Genomic DNA, 24,000 nt, shown 5'->3' with positions numbered 1-24,000 from the left:
AGCCGGCTCTCAGTCCCGCGTGAGTACGCTTGATCCGCGACCCGGCGCCACCGGGAACCGATCCGACCTGGAACGACGTGCGAGTGGATCACCAGCGAGTCATCCGTGACGTCACGGTCCGCCTGCCCATGGCGTCGACCGTCACCGAGGTCTGCGAAGCGGCCGTGGACGCTCTCGCCCGGCACACCCCTGCCACGATCGCCGTCCTGCTGCACGTGCACGGCCGGCTCCGCTGCGTCGCCGCCACCGGTTCCTGGCAGGTCTTCGCCACCGTCGCGCCGGACGCCGGCATCGTCGGGCGGGTCTACACCGGTGGGCGTTCCACAGTCGTCCCGGACGTCGCCGCCGACGCCGCGCACATCCCGGTACGCCCGGACGTCACCGCCGAGGTGTGCGTACCGGTCCTGAATCCGGCGGGCCGGACCATCGGCGTACTCGACCTGCAGTGGACCGGGCCGGCCGACCTCGCCTCCTGGCGGGTGGTCGCCGAACGGGTCGCGGGCCGCCTCGGCGCCCGAATCTCGGCACTCGGTGGGCCGGCGGAGAGCCGCAGCGAGAAGCTGCTCCGGCACGTCTCGGCGATGACCGCCGCCAGCACCGAGTGGGACCTCATGACGGCCGCGATCGCTGCGGCCCGGGACGTGTCGACCCTCGCCGCGGCCGTCCTGCTGCTCGGTGGCCGGGGCGGCCCGCGACTGGGTGCCCCGACCGTCGCCCCGGGCGAGTTGGAGACCCGGATGCGTACCGAACTGGCCGAGCTGGATGCCTCGGCGATCGGGCGCATCATCGACCGGGCCCACCGCTACGGGGCGGGCTACACCCTCGGTGAGGCCGGTCATCCACCCACCGACGAGCATCAGCCGCTGGTCCGGGTCGGCGTCAGCACGTTGGTGGCGGTGCCGTTCGGGCCGCCGGAGCGGGGTGGGGTGCTGCTGGTCGCCGACGAGCGGCTGCTGCGGCCGGACCCGACCACCGTCAACCTGTTGGAGCTGCTGGCCGGGCAGGCGTGGAGCTGCCTGGACCGGCTACGCACCCTGGAACGGCTGCGCGAGCAGGCCAGTTCCGACCCGCTGACCGGGCTGCGGCACACCGGCCCGTTCGGGCAGCGGATCGCCACCGTGACGCCGGGTCGCACCGCCCTGCTGGCGATCGACGTGGACGGCTTCAAGGCCGTCAACGACACGTACGGCCACCAGGTGGGCGACCGGGTGCTGATCGGGCTCGCCCGGGCGTTGGAGGATGCGCTGCGCCAGGGCGATGAGTTGTACCGGATCGGCGGGGACGAGTTCGTCGCGGTGATCGAGGTGAGCCGCCCCGAGGAAGCCGTACGCGTCGCCGAACGGCTCACCGAGGCGGCTCGCCGGGTGGGTCGCACAATCAGCATCGGAGTGGCTCTCCCCCGCCCCGGCGAGTCACCCGAGCTCGCCCTGCGCCGCGCCGACCAGGCCCTCTACGCGGTAAAACGACAGGGCCGCGACGGCGTCCACCTCTCCGCCGCCTAACCCACCCCCTACACCCCCTACACCCCCTGCACCCCACCCCCGCCCACTCCCCGCCTCGCCCCACCTGTTGATCATGAGGTTATTGCTCCGGAGAGCGCTCTCGGCCGACAACAACTTCATGGTCAACACAAGCGGGGTGGGGTGGGGCCGAGCGGGGAGGGGCTGGCGGGGTGGGGGGTGTCAGGGGTGGGTGAGGTCTTTGGCGAGGAGTTCGGCGATCTGGGCGGTGTTGAGGGCGGCACCCTTGCGGAGGTTGTCGCCGGTGACGAAGAAGTCCAGCGCCCTCGGGTCGTCGACGGCGCGGCGGATCCGACCGACCCAGGAGGGGTCGGTGCCCACCGCGTCGATCGGCATCGGGAACTCGCCGGCCGCCGGATCGTCGACCACGATCACGCCGGGCGCGTTGCGCAACACGCCGCGGGCGCCCTCGGCGTCGATCTCGGTGGCGAAGACGGCGTGCACCGCGACCGAGTGACCGGTCACCACGGGTACCCGTACGCACGTGGCGGAGACCTTGAGGTCACGCAACCCGAGGATCTTGCGCGACTCGTTGCGCATCTTCATCTCCTCGGACGACCAGCCGCCATCGGCCAGCGAGCCGGCCCAGGGGACCACGTTGAGCGCCAGCGGTGCCGGGAACGGGCCGAGGTCGTCGCCGACCGCCTGCCGCACGTCGCCGGTACGCGAACCGAGCAGCCGGTCACCGGCCACCTTGGTCAACTGGTCGTGCAGTGCGTCCGCGCCGCCCTGACCGGCGCCGGAGACCGCCTGGTACGAGGCGAGCACCAGTTCCCGCAGGCCGTACTCGCGGTGCAGCGGGGCGACCGCGACGATCATCGCGAGGGTGGTGCAGTTCGCGTTGGCGACGATGCCCCGGGGCCGGTTACGCAACTGCTCCGGATTGATCTCGGGCACCACCAGCGGCACGTCGGGATCCATCCGGAAGGCACCCGAGTTGTCCACCACGATGGCGCCGCGACCGACCGCGATGGGTGCCCAGTGGGCGGCGACCTCGTCCGGCACGTCGAACATCGCCACGTCGACGCCGTCGAGCGCCTCCTCGGTGAGGACCTGGACGGTCAGTTCCTCGCCCCGACAGCGGACCTTCCGACCGGCGGACCGTTCGGAGGCCAGCAGCCGGATCTCGCCCCAGACGTTGCGCCGCCCGGTGAGCAGCTCACACATCACCGTGCCGACGGCCCCCGTCGCCCCGACCACGGCCAGGGTGGGCAGCCCGGCCACCCGCGCTACCGCCCCGTCCCCGCGTACACCACGGCTTCGGTGTCGCCGCCAAGGTCGAAGGCCTCGTGGATGGCACGGACCGCCGCGTCGAGGTCGGTGTCCCGGCAGACCACCGAGACGCGGATCTCGGAGGTGGAGATCATCTCGATGTTCACCCCGGCCTGGCCCAGCGCGGCGAAGAAGCCGGCGGCCACCCCCGGGTGCGACCGCATCCCCGCGCCGATCAGGGAGACCTTGCCGACATGGTCGTCGTAGAGCAGGCCCTTGAAGTTCACCGTCTCCTGGATCTTGCTCAGGGCGGCCATCGCGGTCGGACCGTCGGTCTTCGGCAGGGTGAAGGAGATGTCCGTACGGCCGGTGCCCTCGGTGGAGACGTTCTGCACGATCATGTCGATGTTGATCTCAGCGCCCGCGACGGTGTCGAAGATGCTCGCGGCGGCGCCGGGCTCGTCGGGCACCCCGACGATAGTGATCTTGGCTTCGCTACGGTCGTGGGCGACCCCGGTGATCAGTGCCTGCTCCACAGAGAGCTCCTCCATCGATCCGGTGACCATGGTGCCGGTGTTTGTCGAGTATGACGAACGGACATGGATCGGCAGCCCGGCCCGCCGGGCGTACTCCACGCTACGCAGGTGCAGCACCTTGGCACCGCAGGCGGCCAGTTCCAGCATCTCCTCGTAGGTGATCTGCCTGATGTGCCGGGCGTTGGGCACGATCCGCGGATCGGCGGTGAACACCCCGTCGACATCGGTGTAGATCTCGCAGACGTCCGCGCGCAGCGCCGCCGCCAGCGCCACGGCGGTGGTGTCGGAACCGCCCCGCCCGAGGGTGGTGACGTCCTTGGTGTCCTGCGACACGCCCTGGAATCCGGCGACGATGACCACTGCACCCTCGTCCAGTGCGCCCTTCAGGCGACCCGGGGTGACGTCGATGATCCGCGCCCGGCCGTGCACCGACGTGGTGATCACGCCGGCCTGGGAGCCGGTGAACGAGCGGGCTTCATACCCCAGGTTGTGGATCGCCATGGCGAGCAGCGCCATGGAGATCCGTTCGCCGGCGGTGAGGAGCATGTCCAGCTCCCGGCCGGGCGGCAACGGGCTCACCTGGTTGGCCAGGTCGAGCAGCTCGTCGGTGGTGTCACCCATCGCGGAGACCACCACGACCACGTCGTCGCCGACCTTGCGGGCCGCGACGATACGCTCGGCCACCCGCTTGATCCGCTCGGCGTTGGCGACGGAGGACCCGCCGTACTTCTGCACCACGAGTGCCACGACGGTGCACTCCCTCCCGGTTGCCCTGAGCGTGCCGACGCCGCCGGCACCGGGGCCGGCGGCGCGGGTCGGACGACCTCAGGGTATCGGGCGTCTCTGACCGCCAGGTCAGGTGATCCCACCATCCGGCCCCGGGGCACGGCGGAAGTGGCCGGCGACACGCCGGAAACGCCAGCCTTTCCGGGGCTGTCCCGAGCCCTGCCCAACGCCCAGAATGACCGGGTGCCCGCCGCCCATCATCCGAACCGTCAGCTGACCGTCGCGCTCGCGCTCGCCGTGCCCGCACTCCTCGCCGCCTGCTCGCCCGACCCGCCCACCGACCCCGCACCGCCGCCGACCGCCGCGCCGCGTCCGGCCGGTCCGGATGCGGCGCGGGACGAGTTGGCCGCCCTGGCGGCGGCCGCGCAGGACCGGCACCTGGTCGCCCGGTACACCTTTCGGGCCGACGGGGCCGCCGACCGTCTGGTCGTCTTCACCAGCGCGAACGACGGCAGTTGGCGGGTGGACGTGCCGGGCGGGGCGCTCGGCGGCACCGCCGACATCACGCTGGCCGCGATCGCGGACGGGTTGTTCCAGTGTGGGCTGCCGTCGGCCGCCCGACCGGAGCCGGCGAGCTGCGTACGCCTCGGTGAGCGGGACGACACGCTGCCGCGCCGGCTGGATCCCCGCGTGCAGCACCCGTTCACCGACTGGCTCGACGTGCTTACCGACCGCCGCGCCCCGCTGGCGGTGTCGCCGGCCATGGCACCCGCCGACGCGACCGGCAGCTGCTACTCGGTGGAGACCACCGCGGCATCGATCAACCCGCCACTGGACGTCGGCATCTACTGTTTCGACGCCGACGGCACACCGACTGCGGTACGGGCGCCGTTCGGCACGCTGACGCTGGCCGCCCCACCCGAGCCGGCCCCGGGCACGGTGCAACTGCCCGGTCCGGTGGTCGAGGGCGAGCCGCTGGGCATGGCCGCGCCGGTGGACCCGGCCACGCCCCTCGGCACGGAACCGACCGCCACGGACCCGACCGGTACGGACGAGCACGCGGGAACGCCCTGACGACTCATCCCGTTACGGGTGTCATTGCCCACATTCGCACCCCCCTACCAGTGCGACCAAAACGCCCATACGGGACGCTTTTCCCATGACCGACCTCACTCCACTGCTCGCCTTCCGCTGGAGTCCCCGCTCCTTCGACCCGATCGCGGAGTTGACGCCGGCCGAAGTGACGACCCTGCTGGAGGCGGCGCGGTGGGCGCCCTCGGTCGACAACCGGCAACCCTGGCGGTTCGCCGTCGGGCACCGCGAGGACGAGACCTTCAAGCGGATCCTGGTCAACCTGCCGGCGGGCGAACAGCGGTGGGCCGGGCGGGCCAGCGTGCTGCTGCTCGCCGCGTACCACTCCACCGACAACCCGTTCGCGGCGTACGACCTGGGGCAGGCGGTGGCCCACCTGACCGTGCAGGCCACCGCGCTGGGGCTGCACGTTCGCCAGGTGACCGAGCTCGACCGGCCCGGTTTGGTCGCCGACCTCGATCTGCCCTCCGAGGTGCGACCGTACGTGGTGACGGCGGTCGGGCAACTCGGTGATCCGTTCAGCCTCCCGGCCGATCTGCTGGTCCGCGAGACGTCGCTACGCCACCGCCAGCCATTGGCCGAACTGCTCCTGAGCTGCTCGAACATCCCGCGTTGAGGATGCCTTTGCGAATCTCGTCCCAAATTCCGGACGAGCCTTCCCAGACCTGACGTCCATCACGTAGTGTCACTCTGTCATGTGGCAGGCGCACCTTCTCCTTGGTCGCCGCGACGAGGCCTGACGGCCGGCACCTCGTCGCGGAGTTGAACCGCGCCGCCAGCATTTCCCGGATCCTCCTCGGCCTCGCTGCCGACCTCCACCGCTGACGTCACATGACCACGGGAGAACTCCGCCATGGCTCACCCAGCCGGCACCACCGACATCGACTCCGATCCGATCGCGCGGCAGCGCCCGAGCCGGATGCCGTACACCCGTTACCAGCCGTACCGGGAGCAGTTCCGGATCGACCTGCCCGAGCGCACCTGGCCGACCCGGCACGTCGAGGCCGCCCCGCGCTGGTGTGCGGTCGACCTGCGGGACGGCAACCAGGCCCTGATCGACCCGATGTCGCCCGAGCGCAAGCGTCGGATGTTCCAGCTGCTGGTGCAGATGGGCTACAAGGAGATCGAGGTCGGCTTCCCGTCGGCCAGCCAGACCGACTACGACTTCGTCCGCCAGCTGATCGAGCAGGACCTGATCCCCGAGGACGTCACCATCCAGGTGCTGACCCAGTGCCGGGAGCACCTGATCGACCGCACCTTCGAGTCGCTGCGCGGGGCCCGCCGGGCGATCGTGCATTTCTACAACTCGACCTCGACCCTGCAACGCCGGGTGGTGTTCGGGCTGGACCGGGACGGCATCACCGACATCGCGACCAGCGGCGCCCGGCTCTGCCAGAAGTACGCGGAGATCCACACCCCGGACACCGAGATCTTCTACGAGTACTCGCCGGAGTCCTACACCGGCACCGAGCTGGAGTACGCACTGGAGGTCTGCGCGAAGGTCATCGAGGTGATCGACCCCGCCCCGGACCGCAAGCTGATCATCAACCTGCCGGCCACCGTCGAGATGGCCACGCCGAACGTGTACGCCGACTCGATCGAGTGGATGCACCGGCGCCTGCCCCGACGCGACAGCCTGGTACTCAGCCTGCACCCGCACAACGACCGGGGCACCGGGGTGGCCGCCGCCGAGTTGGGCCTGCTGGCCGGCGCCGACCGGATCGAGGGCTGCCTGTTCGGCAACGGCGAGCGCACCGGCAACGTCGACCTGGTGACGCTGGGGCTGAACCTGTTCTCCCAGGGCATCGACCCGATGATCGACTTCTCGGACATCGACGAGATCAAGCGGGCCGTCGAGTACTGCAACCAACTGCCCGTGCACGAGCGCCACCCGTACGCCGGCGACCTGGTCTACACCGCCTTCTCCGGCTCCCACCAGGACGCCATCAACAAGGGGTTCACCGCGCTGGAGGCCGACGCGGCGGCGGCCGGGGTACCGGTCGACGGGTTCACCTGGGCAGTGCCGTACCTGCCGATCGACCCGAAGGACCTGGGCCGCAGCTACGAGGCGGTGATCCGGGTCAACTCGCAGTCCGGCAAGGGCGGCGTCGCGTACGTCATGAAGACCGAGCACCAGCTCGATCTGCCCCGCCGGCTCCAGATCGAGTTCTCCGGCGTGGTGCAGCAGGTGACCGATCACGACGGCGGTGAGGTCGACCCGGCCACCATGTGGCAGATCTTCGCCGGGCAGTACCTGCTCGACCACCAGCGCGAGCCTGCGGTGGCGCTGTCCGAGTACGCGATCGGTACCGCCGACGGAAAGGTCGAGATCACCGCCCAGATCCACACCGGGGGACGGGACCGCTCCATCACCGCGATCGGCAACGGCCCGATCGACGCGTACGTCAACGCGCTGGGCTCGGCCGGTGTGAGCGTCCGCGTGCTCGACTACCACGAGCACGCGCTCTCCTCCGGTGGGGACGCGCAGGCCGCCGCGTACGTCGAGTGCGAGGTGCAGGGGAACACCGTCTGGGGTGTCGGGATGGACGCCAACATCGTCACCGCCTCCATCAAGGCGGTCACCAGCGCCGTCAACCGCGCCCGAGGCTGAGACGACACGCGGGGCTCCGCATTGGTGCGGGGCCCCGCGTCATCTCGATGTGGAGACCGGCAACGAGTGGCAGGGCTGGGCCGGTGGCGGGCGACGGGCCGGCCGGTGCACCAGCAGGGCGGCGATGAGGGCACCGGCCAGCAGCAGGCCGGCACACCAGAGCAACGCGCCACGGTAGGCGGCGGTGAGTTCCGCGGGTTGTTCGTACCCGGTGCCGGTCAGCCCGACCAGCAACGGCAGGGCCGCCACCGCGAGCAGCCCACCGACCCGCGAGGCGGCGTTGTTGAAGCCGCTGGCCACTCCCGCGAAGCGGTCGTTCACGGCGGCCAGCACCGAGGCGGTCAGCGGCGCCACGACCAGGGTCAGCCCGACTCCGAAGATCGCCACCCCGGGCAGCACCTGCCGCCAGTACGACGCCCCCGGCTCGATCTCGCGCAGCATCAGCAGCCCGACGGCGGCCAGCAGCGGCCCGACGGTCAGCGGCAACCGGGGTCCGATCCTCGTCGACAGCGCACCGGTGACCGGCGAGCCGACCAGCAGCAGCAGGGTCATCGGCAGCAACGCGAGGCCGGTGAGCAGGGCTGACCAGCCGATCACGTTCTGTAGGTACACGGCGATGAAGAAGGTGAACCCGCCGAGAGCGGCGTAGACCAGCACGGTGAAGAAGTTCAGCACCGAGAACAACCGGCTGCGGAACAGGCCGGTGGGCAGCATCGCGGTCTCCCCACGGCGCCGCTCCAGGACCACAAACGCCACCGCGGCGACCACCCCGGCCAGGGCTGCCACCACCACCGCCGGCGAGTCCAGACCCCGGTCGGGGGCGTCGACCAGGGCGTACGTGACACCTGCGAGGGCGAGTGCGCCGAGCAGAGCGCCGGCCACGTCGAACTGGCGGGTGCCCCGCTTCCGGGACGCGTTCTCGTCCCGGCTCTCCGGAACCCAGCGGAGCGTCGCCAGCACGACGAGCACCGCCAACGGCACGTTCAGGAAGAAGATCCACCGCCAGGAGAGGGCGTCGATCAGCCAACCGCCGATGAACGGCCCGAGCGCGGTGGAGACACCGGAGAGTCCCGACCACGCTCCGATCGTCTTCGCCCGGTCGTCGGGATGGAAACTGGCCTGAAGCAACGCCAGCGAACCCGGGGTGAGCAGGGCACCCCCGGCACCCTGGAGGAACCGCGCGGCCACCAGCCAGTCGGTGCGCAGCGCGAACCCGCAGAGTATGGAGGCGACGGTGAACCAGACCACGCCGAGCAGGAACACCCGCCGACGCCCGAAGCGGTCGCCCAACGCCCCACCGAGCAGGACGAACGCGGCGAGGGTCAGCAGGTAGCCGTTGATGGTCCACTGAAGACCTGCCACCGACGCGCCGAGATCGGCACCGAGGTGGGGCAGCGCCACGTTGACCACGGTGCTGTCCAGGAAGACCATGCCGGAGGCCAGCACGGCGGCGGCCAGGGTGCCCCGGCCGGCGCTGCTGCGCAGGCGGAGGGCGGACGAGGGTTCGGGCATGGTTACCAATCTGCCGTGCACCATCCGCCAGACACCACGAAACGCCGAAACCCTGGCCGGGTACTGTGCGGGATCGCCGGAAGCCCGCAAGCTGGAAAGGTGTCGTCTGTGCGTACCAGATCAGGACCCCGCGCCCCGGGGGCGCTCGCGCTCGTCGCGGCGCTGACCCTCGGCGCCGCCGGCTGTGTCCCGCTTGAGGAGGAGCCGGTCACGCCGCCGAGCGGCGGCGGCAACATCAACCAGATGCTCGCGGAACTGACCGTCGCCGAGGCGGGCTCGATGCGCGGCTACAGCCGCAACCGCTTCCCGCACTGGCGCAAGACCGGCCAGAACTGCGACGTCCGCGACACCGTGCTGGAGCGCGACGGCAAGGCCATCGAGCACTCCGGCTGCAACGTGGTCGGCGGGCGGTGGGAGAGCGTCTACGACGGACGCACCTTCACCGACCCCTCCGACGTGGACATCGACCACATGGTCCCGCTGGCCAACGCCTGGCGCTCCGGTGCCGACGAATGGGACGACTCGAAGCGCGGCGACTTCGCCAACGACCTCGACCGGCCGCAGCTCTTCGCGGTTTCCGCATCCTCCAACCGGGCAAAGGGTGACCAGGACCCGTCCCAGTGGAAGCCATCAAACCGGTCATACTGGTGTCAATATGCCGGGGACTGGGTGGCGGTGAAGCACCACTGGCAGCTGACGGTGACCAGTGCCGAGCAGGCCGAGCTGGCCGACATGTTGGAGGGCTGCACATGGGAGAGCAAGCCGTAACCGGCGCCGACGGCGCACCGGCGCCCGAGCGCATGCCGGATCCGGGCGGTGAGGACGCGGCGGCGGCCACCGGCAGCCCGCCACCCGGCCCGGCCACGGCCGGCATGACCGCCGACGGTGCCGCCGCGGGTGAGGTGGAGGTGCCGGGCGCCGGGATGACCGCCGACGCCGGCGGGGCCACCGGCCCGCAGAGCCGCAGCGCCGACATCGTGCCGGGACCGGGCGGGGTGATGACCGACGAGGTCGGCGTGGTGACCGGCGAGTTGACCCTGCGCACCGACTTCGCCGACGGGCGGGTCAGCCTGCACGTGCAGTACAAGGACGCCGACGAGTGGTACGCGGTCACCGGCGCCAGCACGCCGCTGGCCGACGTCGCCGGGCTGGACGCGGTACACAACATCGCCATCGGCCTGCTGCACCGCCCGGAAGGCTGATCGCCGCCGGGTCGTCGGCAATATCCGGGCAAGGGCCCCTTCCGGCAGCTCAGGCGTCAGGAAGGGACCCGCTGCTCCGGAACTACACGAAGGAGCCCGGCTCGGTAGGGGCGGAGACGACCGAGGGCTCCTCGCCCTCACCCGCCGGCCGGGTGATCTCCACGCTGACCTTGTGCCGACGCAGTTCCCCGCTGGCGATCTGCTCGGCCCAGTGGCAGGCGACCCGGCTGCCGCCGATCTCCCGCAGCTCCGGCCGCTCGTCGGCGCAGCGGGTCGGCTGCGCCCACGGGCACCGGGTGTGGAAGCGGCAGCCCGACGGCGGATTGGCCGGCGAGGGCAGATCGCCGGCGATGAGGATGCGCTCCCGGCGATCCTCCACGTCCGGGTCGGGCACCGGCACCGCCGACATCAGTGCCCGGGTGTACGGGTGCAGCGGTTCGGTGTAGAGCCGGTCGCTCGGCGCCTCCTCGACAAGTGCACCCAGATACATCACGCCGACGGTGTCGGAGATGTGCCGGACCACCGCCAGGTCGTGCGCGATCACCAGGTAGGTCAGACCGAGATTGTCCTGAAGCTCGTCGAGGAGGTTGACCACCTGGGCCTGAATCGACACGTCGAGCGCGGACACCGGCTCGTCCGCGACGATGAGTTCCGGCCCCAGCACCAGCGCCCGGGCGATACCGATGCGCTGCCGCTGGCCGCCGGAGAACTCGTGCGGGTAGCGGGACAGCGCCCAACGCGGCAGCCCGACCTGGTCCAACGTCTCGGCGATGATCTTGCGACGACCGTCCCGGTCACCACCGATACCGTGCGCCTGTAGGCCCTCGGTGAGGATGGACTCGACGTTCTGCCGTGGATCGAGGCTGGACATCGGGTCCTGGAAGATCATCTGCATCCGGCGGCGCATCGTGCGCAGCTTGTTCGGTGCCAACGTGGTCAGCTCGACCCCGTCGAAGCTGACCTCGCCCGAGGTCGGCGGGGTGAGCTGGAGCAACGCCCGCCCGAGCGTGGACTTTCCGCAGCCCGACTCGCCGACCAGGCCGTACGTCTGGCCGCGCGTGATGCGCAGGTCGACGCCGTCGACCGCCTTGACGTGGCCGACCGTACGGTCGAACAGCACCCCCCGCTTGATCGGGAAGTGCACCTTCAGGTCCCGTACCTCGACGAGGGTGTCCTCTCCGCTCATGACGGCACTCCGCTTCGCTGCGTGCCGCCATGAGGCACCACCACACTGAGCCGATTGATTCGCTCGCTGCGCTCGCTCACGGCGTCTCCTCCTCGCTGGGGGCGGCGGCCAGGCCCGGCACGGCCGGCGGGTCGTCCGGCACCGCCTGCGCGGGCACCGAGCCCGGCGTGGCCTGTCCCGGTTGCGCCTCCCGGACCTCCTCGCCGCGGGTCAGGCCCGGCACCGGCGCCGGGTTGACGCACCGGTAGCTGCGACCGTCGTGGGTCAGCACCAGGTCCGGCGGCTCGCCGACGCAGGCGTCCACCCGTCGGTCGCAGCGCGGGGCGAAGGCGCAGCCGTCCGGCCAGGGCAGCAGGTCACGCACCGAGCCCGGAATCGGGTTCAGCCGCTCACCGCGTCCCGCGTCCAGGCGCGGCACCGAGCCGAGCAACCCCACGGTGTACGGATGCCGGGGCTGACGGAACAGCGGACGTCGCCGTGCGGTCTCCACCACCCGACCGCCATAGAGCACGTTGATGGTGTCGCACATGCCGGCCACCACGCCCAGGTCGTGCGTGATCATCACCAACGCGGTGCCGGAGTCCCGGACCAGATCCTTCAACAGTTCCAGGATCTGCGCCTGAATGGTGACGTCCAGCGCGGTCGTCGGCTCATCGGCGATGAGCAGCCGGGGTTGGCAGGCCACCGCCATGGCGATCAGGGCACGCTGGCGCATCCCACCGGAGAGCTGGTGGGGGTACTCCTTGAGCCGCCGCCTCGGGTCGGGGATGCCGACCCGGTCCAGCAACTGCGCAGCCTCCTTCGCCGCCGCCTCCCCCCGCATCCCACGGTGCCGGGTCAGCACCTCGGTCACCTGGAGCCCGATCGGCACGACCGGGTTCAGCGACGACAGCGGATCCTGGAAGATCATCGCGACGTCCCGACCCCGGATGTCCCGCCGGGACCGGTCGTCGAGCTGAAGCAGATCGGTGCCGTCGAAGACGGCCTTGCCGGCCACCTGAAGACCGGGCTGCTTGGGCAGCAGGCCCATGATCGCCAGTGAGGTCACCGACTTGCCGCAGCCGGACTCGCCGACCAGGCCGACGACCTCGCCGGCCTCCACGGAGAAGGAGACCCCGTCCACGGCCCGCACGGTCCGCTGACCGCGCCGGGCAAAGGTCACCGAAAGATCTTCGACGTCAAGCAGTGCCATGTCGCACCGCCCTTTCGTTCACAGCCACGGAATTCAAATGCGCGCTTCTCATGCTCGGCATGCCTACTTCCGCAGCTTCGGGTCGAGGGCCTCACGCATCGACTCACCGAGCAGGGTGAAACCCAGCGCGGTGATGATGATGGCGACCGCCGGGTAGATGGCCAGCTCGGGCCGGATGCCCAGGTACTGCTGCGCGTCGGCGAGCATGACGCCCCACTCGGGGGTTGCCGAGTCGGGGTTGCCGAGCCCGAGGAAGGACAGTGCTGCCGCTTCGATGATCGCTGTGGCCAGGGTCAGCGTCGCCTGGACAATGACCGGGGCGAGCGAGTTGGGCAGCACGTGGGCCAGGGCGATCTTCGACTTGCGTACACCGAGCGAGGTGGCGGCCAAAACGTAGTCGCTGTTGGACTGGGCGATCATCGAGCCACGCAGCAGCCGGGCGAAGACCGGCACCGAGACCATCCCGACCGCAATCATGACCGTGGTCAGGCTCGGTCCGAGCAGTGCGGCGATGCTGACCGCCAGCAGCAGGCTCGGCAGCGCCAGCAGCATGTCGATGAACCGCATCAGGGTGCTGTCGACCCATCGGCCCCAGCGCCCGCCGAGGCCGGCGGCGGCACCCGCGACACCGCCGATCAACACGCCGACGGCGAGACCGATCAGGGTCGCCACCACGCCGACCAGCAGGGTCTGCCGGGCCCCGACGATCATGCGGCTGAAGACGTCCCGACCCTGGTGGTCGTAACCGAACCAGTGCTCGCTGGAAGATCCGGGGATGAGCCCCGGTTTGATGACGCCCTCCCGGATGCCCATCGTGTCCGTCGGCCCGTACGGCACCAGGAACGGGCCGATCAGCGCGACCAGGACGAAGACGGTGAGGATGACCGCGCCGATGATGGCGGCCGGGTTGCGCCGCAGCCGACGGAAGGCGTCCTGCCAGAGGCTCACCCCCCGCTCCTCGTCGCGGGCGGCCAGTTCGGCGAGTCGGTCGATCTTCTCTCGCTTCTTGCCACCGATGGTCGTCATCGGACCCTCACCCTCGGGTCGATCAGGCTGTAGGAGAGGTCCACTATCAGGTTCACCAGCACGTAGACCACGGCGATGATCATGATGAAGCCCATCAGCACCGGATAATCGCGCTGGTTGATGGAGTCGGCGAGAAAGGCGCCGATCCCGCTGAAGGCGAAGACCGTCTCGGTCAGCACCGCGCCGGAGAGCAGGCCACCGGTGAGCAGACCGATCGAGGTCACCACCGGGAGCATGGCGTTGCGCAGCACGTGCCGGCGGCGCACGACGTTCTCGGTCAGGCCCTTGGCCTCGGCGGTACGCACGAAGTCCTCGTTGAGCACCTCGAGCACACTGGCCCTGGTGATCCGGACGATGATCGCCAAGGGGATGCTGGCCAGGGCGAGCGCCGGCAGCACGAGATGCATGAGCGCGTCGGCTGCGGCGTCCCACTCCCGGGTCATCAGTCCGTCGAGGACGAAGAAGTTGGTGATCCGGGTGGCGCCGATGGTCGGGTCCTGCCGGCCGCTGGAGGGGAACCAGCCGAGGTTCTCCGAGAAGATCGCCTTGAGGATGTACGCGAGGAAGAAGACCGGGATGCAGATGCCGATCAGCGACCCGCCGACGGAGGCGTGATCGAGGAAGCGGCCACGACGACGGGCGGCCAGGTAGCCCAGCGGAATGCCGATGCCGACCGCGATCACCATCGCGGTGATGGTCAGCTCGACGGTGCCGGGGAATCGTTGCAGGAACTCCGTCGTCACCTCGCGCTTCGTCGAGATGGACGTACCCAGGTCGAGGCGGATCATCCGACGGACGAACCGGCCGTACTGGATCAGGATCGGCTCGTCGAGACCGAGATTGCGGCGGATCGCGGCACGCATCTCGGGTGTGCCCCGCTCGCCGAGAATGGCGGTCTCGGGGCCTCCGGGCAGTCGCCGGAGCCAGATGAACAACAGGATGGAGAGCCCGAACAGCGTGGGTATCAACTGAAGCAGGCGTCTGACGATGAACCGGAACACGGCGGCCTCGGAAGGGGGCAAGGGATCACGGGCGGGCGCTGTGGGTCACAGCGCCCGCCCGTGGTCGGTGCGTCAGATCAGGACTTGAACTCCGCGGTGGCGAACCGCTCGTCGGTGAGCGGGCTCGCCTTGACCCCGGTCACGTCCTTGCCGAACACGATGGCCGGCGGCGAGTGCGAGATCGGCACACCGGGCAGGAAGTTCATGATGTCGGCGTTCAACTCCTTGTAGAGCGCCACCTTGGCCGCCTGGTCCGCAGTGGTGTCGGCCTGCCGGAACTTGTCGAACAGGGCCTTGTTGTTGAAGCCCCACTCGTCCTTCTGCCGGTCGAAGAACGTGCCGATGAAGTTGTAGCCGTCACCGTAGTCGCCGGTCCACCCGAGGAAGTGCAGGTCGTGCGCGGTGCCCGAGGTGGTGGCGTTGAGGTAGTCCGGGCTCCACTTCAGCGGGATCGGCTCGATCTTGATGCCGGCCGCCTGGAGGTCCGCCGAGACCAGCTCGAACAGGTCCTTCGGGTTCGGCATGTAGGGCCGGGTGACCTCGGTCGGGTAGTGGAACCGCAGGGTCAGGTCCGACGCGCCGGCCTCGGCCAGCAGCGACTTCGCCTTCTCGACGTCGTACTCGTACTTGGTGACGTCGCCGTTCCAGCCCTCGACCGTGTCGGGGAAGAAGTTCACCGCGACCTGGGCGCCCGGAGGCAGCTTCGAGTCGACCAGGGCCTGCCGGTTGACGGCGTGGGCGAGCGCCTGCCGGACCTTCAGGTCCGCCAGCTTCGGGTTCCCCTTCTGGTTGATGGCCAGGTAGAGGATGTTGAAGGCCGGACGGGTCAGGAGGTTGAAGCCCTCGTCCTTGAGCGGCTGGACGTCGGCCGGGCCGACCAGGTCGTAGCCCTGGATGTCGCCGGAGCGCAACGCCTGCTTACGGGCGTTCTCGTCCGAGATGGTCTTGAAGATCAGGCTCTTGAGCTTGGCCTTGTCGCCCCAGTAGTCCTCGTTCCGCTCCAGGGTCAGCGTCTTGTTCGCGATGTCCCAGGTCTTGAACTTGAACGGGCCGGTACCGGTGGGGTGCTCGGTGGCGTAGGCCGGGTACTTGATGTCGTCCGCGCTGCCCGAGACGTTGCTGGCGTCGTACTCCTGGAGCGCCTTCGGGCTGTGCATGGAGAAGGACGGCAGCATCAGGGCGGCCGGGATCTTGCTGGAGACCCGGCTGAAGGTCAGCGCGACCGTGGTGGGGTCGGTGGCGGAGCAGGACTTGAAGAGGCTCTCGCCGAGGGTGTCGTCCTCGTTGGCGGCGAAGCCACCCATGACGTCCTGCCAGTACGCGGTCACGTCCGGGCTCTGCATCAGGCCCTTGGCGTTGTACCAGCGGTCGAAGTTGACGCAGACGGCCTCGGCGTTGAAGTCGGTGCCGTCGTGGAACTTCACGCCGGAGCGCAGCTTGAACGTCCACGTGGTGCCCGCGGCGTCCGGCTCCCAGGACTCGGCGAGGCCGGGGCTGACCTTGGTGCCACCCTCCTCCGGGCGGACCAGCGTCTCGAACACCTGGCGGGCCACGCGCAGCGACTCACCGTCGCTGGCGAAGCTGGGGTCGAGCACCTTCGGGTCTCCGGCGACGCCGAAGACCAGGGTGTCCTTGCTACTACCGCCGGAACCTTCACGGTCGCTCTCGGCACAGCCTGCAACCGCGAGGGCCGCGGCCGCCACGGCCGCGATAGCGACCTTCGGCCTGGATGCACGCATGGTGCTTCACCTCGTCCTTAGGGGTACGGACAACGTGGTGACAGGGTCACCGATGGCCGTGACCTTAGCTCCCGTTCGGACCGGCGGGAAATGGCTGTCGAAGCGGTTGGTACCGGATCGTGTCTTAATCGCTGGGACGGCAGCGAAAGGCCAGCACAGACGACCGACAAAGAGACTTTTTGTCCGGTTTGGGTGATGCGGATTTGTTACATCGACTGTCGGCCAGCCGGCCCACATGTTAGAAACCACAGTGGACGCGGGACCCCGTCCTCAGACGGCGCGGCGACCCTCGAAGGCCCGACCCAGGGTGATCTCGTCGGCGTACTCCAGGTCGCCGCCGACCGGCAGCCCGCTGGCCAGCCGGGTCACCGCGATCCCCATCGGCTTCACCATCAGCGCGAGGTAGGTCGCGGTCGCCTCGCCCTCGGTGTTCGGGTCGGTGGCCAGGATCAGCTCACGGATCGCACCACCACCGAGACGGGTCATCAGCTCGCGGATGCGCAGATTGTCCGGCCCGATGCCCTCCAGCGGGTTGATCGCACCGCCGAGCACGTGGTAGCGACCCCGGAACTCACCGGTCCGCTCGATCGCCACCACATCCTTCGGCTCCTCGACCACGCAGATCACCTCGTCGGTGCGGCGCGGGTCGCGGCAGATCCGGCACTGATCGGACTCGGCGACGTTGTAGCAACTGGTGCAGAACCGCACCAGCTCCTTGACCTTGCGCAGTGCGCCGGCCAGCCGGTTGACATCGGCCGGGTCGGCGGACAGCACGTGGAAGGCGATCCGCTGGGCGCTCTTGGGGCCCACGCCGGGCAGCCGGCCCAGCTCGTCGATCAGATCCTGGATGGCACCCTCGTACATCTGCGGGCTCAGAACCCGGGCAGGCCGAGGCCGCCCATCCCGCCCGCGACCGGGCCCATCTTCTGCTCGGTCAGCTCGCGGGCCGCCTCGGTGGCGTTGTGCAGCGCGGCGACGACGAGATCCTCCAGGGTCTCCACGTCGTCCGGGTCGACAGCCTTCGGGTCGATCTTGATGCTCTTGACCTCGCCGGAACCGGCGACGACAGCGGTCACCAGCCCGCCGCCGGCAGTGCCGGTCACCTCGGCCTCGGCCAACTCGGCCTGCGCCTTGGCGATCTGCTGCTGCATCTTCTGCGCCTGCTTCAGCATCTGCTGCATGTTCGGCTGTCCACCAGGCCGCACGATGACTCCCTCAACTCGGCTCTCCTGCCGCCGCCCACCCTAACGCCCTCCACCGACCACCCCCGCACGCCGCACCCCACCCCACCCCCGCCCCACCCCCACCCCACCCCCGCCCCGCCCATGCCCTCGCCCCCTCGGCGTCGATCTTGCACTTCCGGTCGCCCGAATGTCGGTTTCGATGACATTTGTCGGGGCAAGAAGTGCAAGATCGACGCCGAGGGGTGGGGGGTGGGGTGGGGGTGGGGTGGGGTGGGGTGGGGCTTAGTCGCTGAGTTTTTCTACGCTGCCGAAGGTCTCGCGGAGTAGGCGTACGGCCTGTTCCTCGCTCGACTCGCGGGCGGTCTTCTCGTCGATGATCTCGTCGAGTGGCTCGTCGCCCGGGTCGAAGCCCTCGTAGGTGGGAGTGGCGGCCGGTCGAGCACCGCCGGCACGTTCCGCGCCACCGCGCAGCGGGCCGTCGAAATCCGGGTCGTACGGCGGCTCGCCGGCGAACTCCGCGTCCGCGGTCTGCCGGGTCGCCTTGGCGGTACGCGCGCCCCGCCCGGCCGCTGCCGCCCGAGCCGCCGCGATCGCGCTGCTCACCGGGGCACCACCGGAGCCGCCGTTGCCGTTGGGTGCCGCTGCCTGGCGCGGCGCGGCACTTGACCCACGACCGCCCGAGCCGACATTCGCCCGAGCCCCACCCGACCCGGCAGTTGTCGTCGCTCCGCCTGAGCCGACGGGCATCCGCGCCCCGTCCTGTCCGACGGCCGTTCCGCTTCCACCCGGCCCGCCGCTCGGTCCGCTTCCACCCGGCCCGCCGCTCGCCCCGCTCGCATCCGGCCCGCTCGCACCCGGCCTGACGCTCGGCCCGCTCGCACCCGGCTCGCCACTCGCCCCGCTCGCACTCGGCCTGACGCTCGCCGCCACCCGGCCCGACGCCGCATGCGTCCCCGCGCCGTCGGTACCGGCGACCGGTGAGCCATCACCCGCGCCACGGCTCGACGGGCCCGGCACAATCGGGTCCGCCGAGGTGTGCGAGGCAGCCGCTCGAAGGTCGTCCGACGGGTCCGCCGTCGCATCGGCGGACCCGCTCCCGGGGCGGGCCGCCTCCGGCCAGTCGTCGGCGGCCGAGGCGCTGCCACCTGGGCGGGCTGGCTCGGGCCAGTCGTCGTCGCTGTTCTCAGCCGTGGTGGCGGCCGGGTCACCCGACCGATGAGCGCCGGAGGCACCGCCGGAGCGGCCTCGATCGGCCCGCCCTGCGGGCACTTGCGAACTGGCGGCGACCGGAGCAGGGGCCGGGCCGGGAGCGGCTGGGCTGCGGTGCGGACCAGGCGACGCCCCGCCCCGTTCGCCGGCCACCTCGCAGCGAATCTGCCAGCGTCCGCCCAACTCCTCGTAGAGCGCGTCGGTGAGCACCTGCGCGTGGTCGGACATCATCCGGGCCAGCACCGCCGACTTCACGGTCAGCACGAGAGTGTCCCCGTCGAGGTCACGGACGACCGCGTCGCGCATCAGCGCGGCGATCCGCTTGTTGCTCCGGTTGACCTTGCCGACCACCTCCGGCCAGACCCGGCGCACCGCGACCGCGTCCAGCGCGCCGGGGGTCGTCGCACCGGGGCGAGGAGGCTCCGGGGTCGCCGGATCAGGCATGATCGCCGACGCCGGCACGGGTCGCCGGGACGTGGCGACACCGTTGGCCGCATCGCTCTGGGTGCCATCCGGTCGCCCCGAACCGCCCCCACCGGGTCCGCCGGCCGGACCAGTGCCGGCCCCGGTCATGCCGGCCCCGTTCCCGGCGGCGCCATGACCCGCGTCGGCCCGACCATCCGCTGCGGTACCGCCCGTCCCCGGACCGGCGGTCGAGGTCGCTCCCACACGACCGGCGTTCTCGGCACCTCCGTCAGGACCGCCCGGGATCGCGCCGCCACGACCGGCCTGCTGAGTCGTGCCGTCCGGACCGGCCGACGACACCCCGTCACGACCGGCGGCCCGGGTCGCGCTGTCCGGACCAGCCGACGACCCGTCGCCACGAGCGGAGTACGAACGGCCGCTGCCGCGCTCGGCCGACGAGGTTGCGCTGTCGCGGCCGATCACCGAGGTGGCGCTGTCCCGGCCGGTCGGGGAGGTGGCGGTAGCCGGCGCGGCAGCGTCGGTCCCGGCCCTATTCGCGGCGGCAGCCGCGGGCGCGGCGGGAGGCTGGGTGCGTACCGCCGGGGGGTTGGTGGCGGGCGCGGAGCCGGCGGTGGCCGGCGGCGCGTCGGTGCCGGCGAGGGTGAGCCGGCGCTCCATGCGTTCGAGGCGCTGGAGCAGACCGCCGGTGGCGTCGTCGACGCCCGGCAGCAGCATCCGGGCGCAGATCAGTTCGAGCAGCAGCCGGGGCGCGGTGGTGCCGCGCATCTCGACCAGGCCGTCGTGCACGATGTCGGCGCAGCGGGACAGGGTGCCCGGGCCGAGTTGCTGGGCCTGGGCGGCCATCCGCTCGAGCTGGTCGTCCGGCCCGTCGATGAGGCCCTTGGCCGCCGCGTCGGGTACCTGCTGGAGCACGATCAGGTCGCGGAGACGTTCCAGCAGGTCGGAGGCGAACCGGCGGGCATCGTGCCCGGCCTCGGCGACCCGGTCGACGGTGGCGTACGCGGCGGCGCCGTCCCCGGCGGCGAGGGCGTCGCACATCTCGTCGATCAGCGCCGCGTCGGTCACCCCGAGCAGCGCGGCGGCCCGGGCGTAGCTGACCCCTTCGGGGCCGGCACCGGCGATGAGCTGGTCGAGTACGGAAAGGCTGTCCCGGGCGCTGCCGCCACCGGCGCGCACCACCAGGGGGAACACCGCCGGTTCGACAGGTACCCCCTCGGCCTGGGTGAGCTGCTCAAGATAGGGCCGGAGCACCTTCGGCGGGATCAGCCGGAACGGGTAGTGGTGGGTCCGCGACTTGATGGTGCCGAGGACCTTCTCCGGCTCGGTGGTGGCGAAGATGAACTTGACGTACTCCGGTGGCTCCTCGACCAGCTTGAGCAGGGCGTTGAAGCCGGCCGACGAGACCATGTGCGCCTCGTCGATGACATAGATCTTGAAACGGCTGTTGGCCGGCGCGAAGAACGCCTTCTCCCGCAGCTCACGGGCGTCGTCCACGCCACCGTGGCTGGCCGCGTCGATCTCGATGACGTCGATCGAGCCGGCCCCGTCTCCGGCCAGCGAGCGACAGGAGTCGCAGGTGCCGCAGGGCTCCGGGGTCGGGCCATGTTCGCAGTTGAGCGAGCGGGCCAGGATGCGGGCGCTGGAGGTCTTGCCGCAGCCGCGTGGGCCGGAGAAGAGGTACGCGTGGTTGAGCCGCCCGCTGCGCAGCGCCTGCGACAACGGCTCGGTGACGTGCTCCTGCCCGATGACCTCGGCGAAGGTACGCGGCCGGTACTTGCGGTAGAGCGCCAGTGCCACGGCGTCCCGCCTCCTCTCGACCGAGCCATTCTGCGCCGACCTCGCCCGCCTGACCACCCACCCCGCCGGGCCGCCCTGGGTGGCCCGCCCGGATCGCGGTATGTCGGGCCGCGGCAGGTCGTGGTGTCGGGGTGATCCACTCCGGTTGCGGCATCTTGCGGTCTCCACCGGCCGGGAAACCCCCAGATGCCGCAACTGGAGAGCGCCGGGGGCGCGCCGGAGGGCGCCGGAGACAGAAAGGCCCCCCGTGCACCCGGCAGAGCTCGCTTATCCTTGCTGCCTTCCGGCCCTGGGGAGGTTCACGAGATACCGCCGCACGGGAGGTGCCCCCAGCCTACCCGACCGACGGTGGATCTTCAGGGGGTGGTGGGGTGGGAAGCCCGGCGCGGACCTGTATCCTGGCTCGCGGAGGATTCGCCTAGAGGCCTAGGGCGCACGCTTGGAAAGCGTGTTGGGTTAACACCCTCACGAGTTCGAATCTCGTATCCTCCGCTCACCTGAGCAGGAAAAACGACAGGGCCGGCCCCCAGGGGGCCGGCCCTGAGTCGTGGCCGGCCCCGCGAGCCGGGCACGGTCTCGGTCAGGTGCGGTCTTTCGCTCGCCGGGGCAGCTTCCAGTCCGGCCGGGGGAAGTGGCAGGTGTACCCGCCGGGGTGCTTCTCCAGGTAGTCCTGGTGCTCCGGCTCGGCCTCCCAGAAGGGACCGGCCGGGCTCACCTCGGTGACCACCTTGCCGGGCCACAGGCCGGAGGCGTCGACGTCGGCGATGGTGTCCTCGGCTTCCCTCCGCTGCTCGTCGTCGCCGTAGAAGATGGCCGACCGGTAGCTCACTCCGACGTCGTTGCCCTGCCGGTTCTTCGTGGTCGGATCGTGGATCTGGAAGAAGAACTCCAGCAGGTCCCGGTAGGACACCTGCGCCGGGTCATAGCTGATCTCGATCGCCTCGGCGTGCGTGCCATGGTTGAGGTAGGTCGCGTTCGGCACGTCTCCGCCGGTGTAGCCGACGCGGGTGTCGAGCACGCCGGGCCGCTTGCGGATGAGATCCTGCATGCCCCAGAAGCAACCGCCAGCCAGAATCGCCTTCTGCGTCGTCATCGCTTCCTCCCTGCGCTAGAAAAATCCTACGGACCGAAGGTGAAGACGTACGCACGCAGACCCGGCTGGTCGGTGACGAGCGTCAGCAGGCGGTCGCCTCGGGACGCACCGGCGACGAGTCGGATCATGCGTGCCCGGTCGATCCGCACGACGCCGTCCGGCCCGACGTCGGCGCCGCGCTCGTGGCCAATCGGGTTCCCGTCGAGCAGCACCTGGACGGTGGCCGGCCCGTCAGGTCCCGGGTCGACGACGAGGTTCACCTCGCCGGCGTCGAAGGGCAACCCGAGTTCCCCGCCGCCGCTGGCCAGCTCGACGTACTCGCCCTCGCTGCGCCAGTCGCCGGCCACGGCGTAGCTGCCCGGTACGCCCCGGTCGGCACCGAGGTACGTCTCGGGAGTGATGCCGAGGTAGGAAGGCTCGCCGGTGGCGGCGAACTCCGTCGTCTCCCGGCTGACCGGCGGCAGTTCGGCACCTGGTGCCCGTGCCTGAAGCAGCCGCCGGATCTCCGACTCCACCTGCTCGTAGGCACCCTCGCCGACCCACCTGTCGACGAGTCGCCCGTCGGTGTCGAAGAGGTACTTCGCCGGCCAGGCGTCGTTGCGCAGGGCACGCCAGAACGCGTACGCGTTGTCCATGGCGACGGGATAGGTGAGCCCCTGGCCCCAGACGGCCTGCTCGATGTTGCTCGGGTCCCGGCCGAAGGCGAACTCGGGCACGTGCACACCGACGACGGTCAGCCCGAGGTCCGTGTAGTCGCGGTGCCACGCCTTGACATACGGGGCGGTGCGGATCCAGTTGATGCAGGTGTACTCCCAGATGTCGATCAGGGCCACCCGACCGTGCAGGTCGTCGGGCGTCAACGGCGGCGAGTTCACCCACCGGTCGACGGTGATCGGAGGAAGCCGCAGGGTCAGGCCGGTCGTCATGCGGGCACCTCCACCGCCGTGGCACCGACGATGGCCTGGTCGCCGTCGTTCTGGACGTAGCCGACCACCATGGCCTGACGGGGATCGAGTTCCAACGGCACGTCGAGTTCCATCCGGCCACTGGTCAGGTTGAGATTCGCCGCCGTGAAGGCGCGCACGACGCTGTCCTGCCGCAGTCGTCGCCCGGCGTTCTCACCCCGGGGTACGTCGTTCGCCAGGCCGTCTTCCACGACCGCCACATTCACCATGCCCAACGCGGGTGGCCGATCCACCTGGTAGTCCACCGCGACCCGACGTCCGCCATCGCTGGTCTCCACTGACAGCGTCACCGACGTGACAGGCGCTGCCGACAGGGCGGAGGTGATCGCCGACGACGCCGCCTGCTGGTTGGAGCCGACGAACTCGACGGTGCCGTTGACCACCATCTGCGGCGTGTACAGCCCTCCGGCGCCGAACGCGCGTGCGTAGTCCTCCTGGCGACGGGTGTGCGCCGGATCGCCGTACGGGTCGGCCCAGCCCAGGTGATCCCAGTAGTCGACGTGGAAGCCGAGGGTGAACACGCGCTGCCCCCGTTCCCGGGCGGTGCGTTCGATCTCGGACAGCACCTCCTCGGCCGGCGGGCAGCTGTCACAGCCCTGGGAGGTGAACATCTCCACGACGGCGAATCCGCCGTCCACCGCTGCGGAACGCGATGGGTCCGCCATGGCGTGCGTCCTCTCGGTCCGGTCTCCTGGCAGCGCTGCCTTCCCGCCGAGCCCGCGTTCATGTCCGAACCGCGAAGAGCCCACCCGTCCAGACAGAGACCGCTCG

Annotated in this window: 20 protein-coding genes, 1 tRNA gene and 1 other RNA gene; 7 read left to right on the top strand and 15 right to left on the bottom strand. The window is 70.5% G+C overall.

Annotation, left to right across the window (positions count from 1 at the left end):
* Positions 1-83 precede the first annotated feature (83 nt).
* Positions 84-1,502, top strand: coding sequence for a sensor domain-containing diguanylate cyclase (locus ACFY2A_RS07330; protein WP_363917820.1), 1,419 nt, complete (start codon positions 84-86; stop codon positions 1,500-1,502).
* A gap of 180 nt (positions 1,503-1,682) precedes the next feature.
* Here the strand turns inward: ACFY2A_RS07330 and ACFY2A_RS07325 are convergent, their stop codons facing one another.
* Positions 1,683-2,744, bottom strand: a complete 1,062-nt coding sequence (locus tag ACFY2A_RS07325) for an aspartate-semialdehyde dehydrogenase (RefSeq protein ID WP_387169589.1) — start codon at positions 2,742-2,744, stop codon at positions 1,683-1,685.
* A gap of 5 nt (positions 2,745-2,749) precedes the next feature.
* Positions 2,750-4,015, bottom strand: coding sequence for an aspartate kinase (locus tag ACFY2A_RS07320; RefSeq protein WP_363917816.1), 1,266 nt, complete (start codon positions 4,013-4,015; stop codon positions 2,750-2,752).
* Between the two features lie 222 nt (positions 4,016-4,237).
* Between ACFY2A_RS07320 and ACFY2A_RS07315 the strand changes: the two genes are divergently transcribed.
* The 3 genes from ACFY2A_RS07315 to leuA all read left to right on the top strand — a co-directional run bounded on the left by ACFY2A_RS07315 (position 4,238) and on the right by leuA (position 7,697).
* Positions 4,238-5,068, top strand: a complete 831-nt coding sequence (locus tag ACFY2A_RS07315) for a hypothetical protein (protein ID WP_387169587.1) — start codon at positions 4,238-4,240, stop codon at positions 5,066-5,068.
* An 85-nt stretch (positions 5,069-5,153) separates the two neighbouring features.
* On the top strand, positions 5,154-5,702 hold the full coding sequence (locus tag ACFY2A_RS07310; RefSeq protein ID WP_387169585.1) for a nitroreductase family protein: 549 nt from the start codon (positions 5,154-5,156) through the stop codon (positions 5,700-5,702).
* A 237-nt stretch (positions 5,703-5,939) separates the two neighbouring features.
* Positions 5,940-7,697: a 2-isopropylmalate synthase gene (gene leuA, locus ACFY2A_RS07305; protein ID WP_387169583.1), complete on the top strand. Its 1,758-nt coding sequence runs from the start codon at positions 5,940-5,942 to the stop codon at positions 7,695-7,697.
* A gap of 39 nt (positions 7,698-7,736) precedes the next feature.
* On the opposite strand, the gene ACFY2A_RS07300 is transcribed toward leuA, so the two are convergent.
* Positions 7,737-9,209 carry an MFS transporter gene (locus tag ACFY2A_RS07300; protein ID WP_387169581.1) on the bottom strand — a complete coding sequence of 491 codons (1,473 nt, stop codon included), beginning with the start codon at positions 9,207-9,209 and terminating at the stop codon, positions 7,737-7,739.
* A gap of 108 nt (positions 9,210-9,317) precedes the next feature.
* Between ACFY2A_RS07300 and ACFY2A_RS07295 the strand changes: the two genes are divergently transcribed.
* Together ACFY2A_RS07295 and ACFY2A_RS07290 are read left to right on the top strand one after the other, a co-directional pair.
* Positions 9,318-9,977 (top strand): HNH endonuclease family protein, encoded by a 660-nt coding sequence (locus ACFY2A_RS07295; RefSeq protein ID WP_387169579.1) that lies wholly within the window; start codon positions 9,318-9,320, stop codon positions 9,975-9,977.
* Positions 9,959-10,411: a hypothetical protein gene (locus ACFY2A_RS07290; protein WP_363917804.1), complete on the top strand. Its 453-nt coding sequence runs from the start codon at positions 9,959-9,961 to the stop codon at positions 10,409-10,411. Before ACFY2A_RS07295 ends, ACFY2A_RS07290 begins: the two co-directional genes overlap by 19 nt.
* Before the next feature lie 82 nt (positions 10,412-10,493).
* Here ACFY2A_RS07290 and ACFY2A_RS07285 read toward each other — a convergent pair whose 3' ends face one another.
* The 9 genes from ACFY2A_RS07285 to ffs all read right to left on the bottom strand — a co-directional run bounded on the left by ACFY2A_RS07285 (position 10,494) and on the right by ffs (position 21,497).
* Positions 10,494-11,597, bottom strand: a complete 1,104-nt coding sequence (locus ACFY2A_RS07285) for an ABC transporter ATP-binding protein (protein ID WP_387169576.1) — start codon at positions 11,595-11,597, stop codon at positions 10,494-10,496.
* 76 nt (positions 11,598-11,673) lie between these two features.
* A complete protein-coding gene (locus tag ACFY2A_RS07280; RefSeq protein WP_363917800.1) occupies positions 11,674-12,789 on the bottom strand; it encodes an ABC transporter ATP-binding protein in 1,116 nt (371 codons plus the stop codon).
* A 63-nt stretch (positions 12,790-12,852) separates the two neighbouring features.
* Positions 12,853-13,815 carry an ABC transporter permease gene (locus ACFY2A_RS07275; RefSeq protein WP_164450034.1) on the bottom strand — a complete coding sequence of 321 codons (963 nt, stop codon included), beginning with the start codon at positions 13,813-13,815 and terminating at the stop codon, positions 12,853-12,855.
* Positions 13,812-14,816: an ABC transporter permease gene (locus ACFY2A_RS07270; RefSeq protein WP_093410022.1), complete on the bottom strand. Its 1,005-nt coding sequence runs from the start codon at positions 14,814-14,816 to the stop codon at positions 13,812-13,814. Before ACFY2A_RS07270 ends, ACFY2A_RS07275 begins: the two co-directional genes overlap by 4 nt.
* Positions 14,817-14,893: 77 nt before the next feature.
* On the bottom strand, positions 14,894-16,555 hold the full coding sequence (locus tag ACFY2A_RS07265; RefSeq protein WP_363917798.1) for an ABC transporter substrate-binding protein: 1,662 nt from the start codon (positions 16,553-16,555) through the stop codon (positions 14,894-14,896).
* A 270-nt stretch (positions 16,556-16,825) separates the two neighbouring features.
* Positions 16,826-17,419: a recombination mediator RecR gene (gene recR, locus ACFY2A_RS07260; protein ID WP_363917796.1), complete on the bottom strand. Its 594-nt coding sequence runs from the start codon at positions 17,417-17,419 to the stop codon at positions 16,826-16,828.
* Between the two features lie 8 nt (positions 17,420-17,427).
* Positions 17,428-17,736 carry a YbaB/EbfC family nucleoid-associated protein gene (locus ACFY2A_RS07255; protein WP_239093270.1) on the bottom strand — a complete coding sequence of 103 codons (309 nt, stop codon included), beginning with the start codon at positions 17,734-17,736 and terminating at the stop codon, positions 17,428-17,430.
* 285 nt (positions 17,737-18,021) lie between these two features.
* Positions 18,022-21,171, bottom strand: coding sequence for a DNA polymerase III subunit gamma and tau (locus ACFY2A_RS07250; protein ID WP_387169573.1), 3,150 nt, complete (start codon positions 21,169-21,171; stop codon positions 18,022-18,024).
* Between the two features lie 236 nt (positions 21,172-21,407).
* Positions 21,408-21,497, bottom strand: an RNA gene (gene ffs / locus ACFY2A_RS07245) — signal recognition particle sRNA small type.
* Between the two features lie 81 nt (positions 21,498-21,578).
* Here ffs and ACFY2A_RS07240 point away from each other — a divergent pair.
* Positions 21,579-21,663: transfer RNA gene (locus ACFY2A_RS07240), tRNA-Ser, on the top strand.
* An 88-nt stretch (positions 21,664-21,751) separates the two neighbouring features.
* Here ACFY2A_RS07240 and msrA read toward each other — a convergent pair.
* From msrA to ACFY2A_RS07225, 3 genes are read right to left on the bottom strand one after another with little or no spacing between them, the layout of a single operon-like run.
* Positions 21,752-22,264 carry a peptide-methionine (S)-S-oxide reductase MsrA gene (gene msrA, locus ACFY2A_RS07235; protein ID WP_210940302.1) on the bottom strand — a complete coding sequence of 171 codons (513 nt, stop codon included), beginning with the start codon at positions 22,262-22,264 and terminating at the stop codon, positions 21,752-21,754.
* Positions 22,265-22,290: 26 nt separating this feature from the next.
* Positions 22,291-23,190, bottom strand: coding sequence for a redoxin (locus tag ACFY2A_RS07230; RefSeq protein ID WP_387169571.1), 900 nt, complete (start codon positions 23,188-23,190; stop codon positions 22,291-22,293).
* Positions 23,187-23,894: a DUF1223 domain-containing protein gene (locus ACFY2A_RS07225; protein ID WP_387169569.1), complete on the bottom strand. Its 708-nt coding sequence runs from the start codon at positions 23,892-23,894 to the stop codon at positions 23,187-23,189. The genes ACFY2A_RS07230 and ACFY2A_RS07225 overlap by 4 nt, the downstream gene beginning before the upstream one ends.
* Positions 23,895-24,000 lie beyond the last annotated feature (106 nt).

This window comes from Micromonospora sp. NPDC000442 (genome assembly GCF_042898635.1).
Taxonomy (GTDB): Bacteria; Actinomycetota; Actinomycetes; order Mycobacteriales; family Micromonosporaceae; genus Micromonospora.
This window is presented reverse-complemented; position numbering and strand designations above follow the sequence as displayed.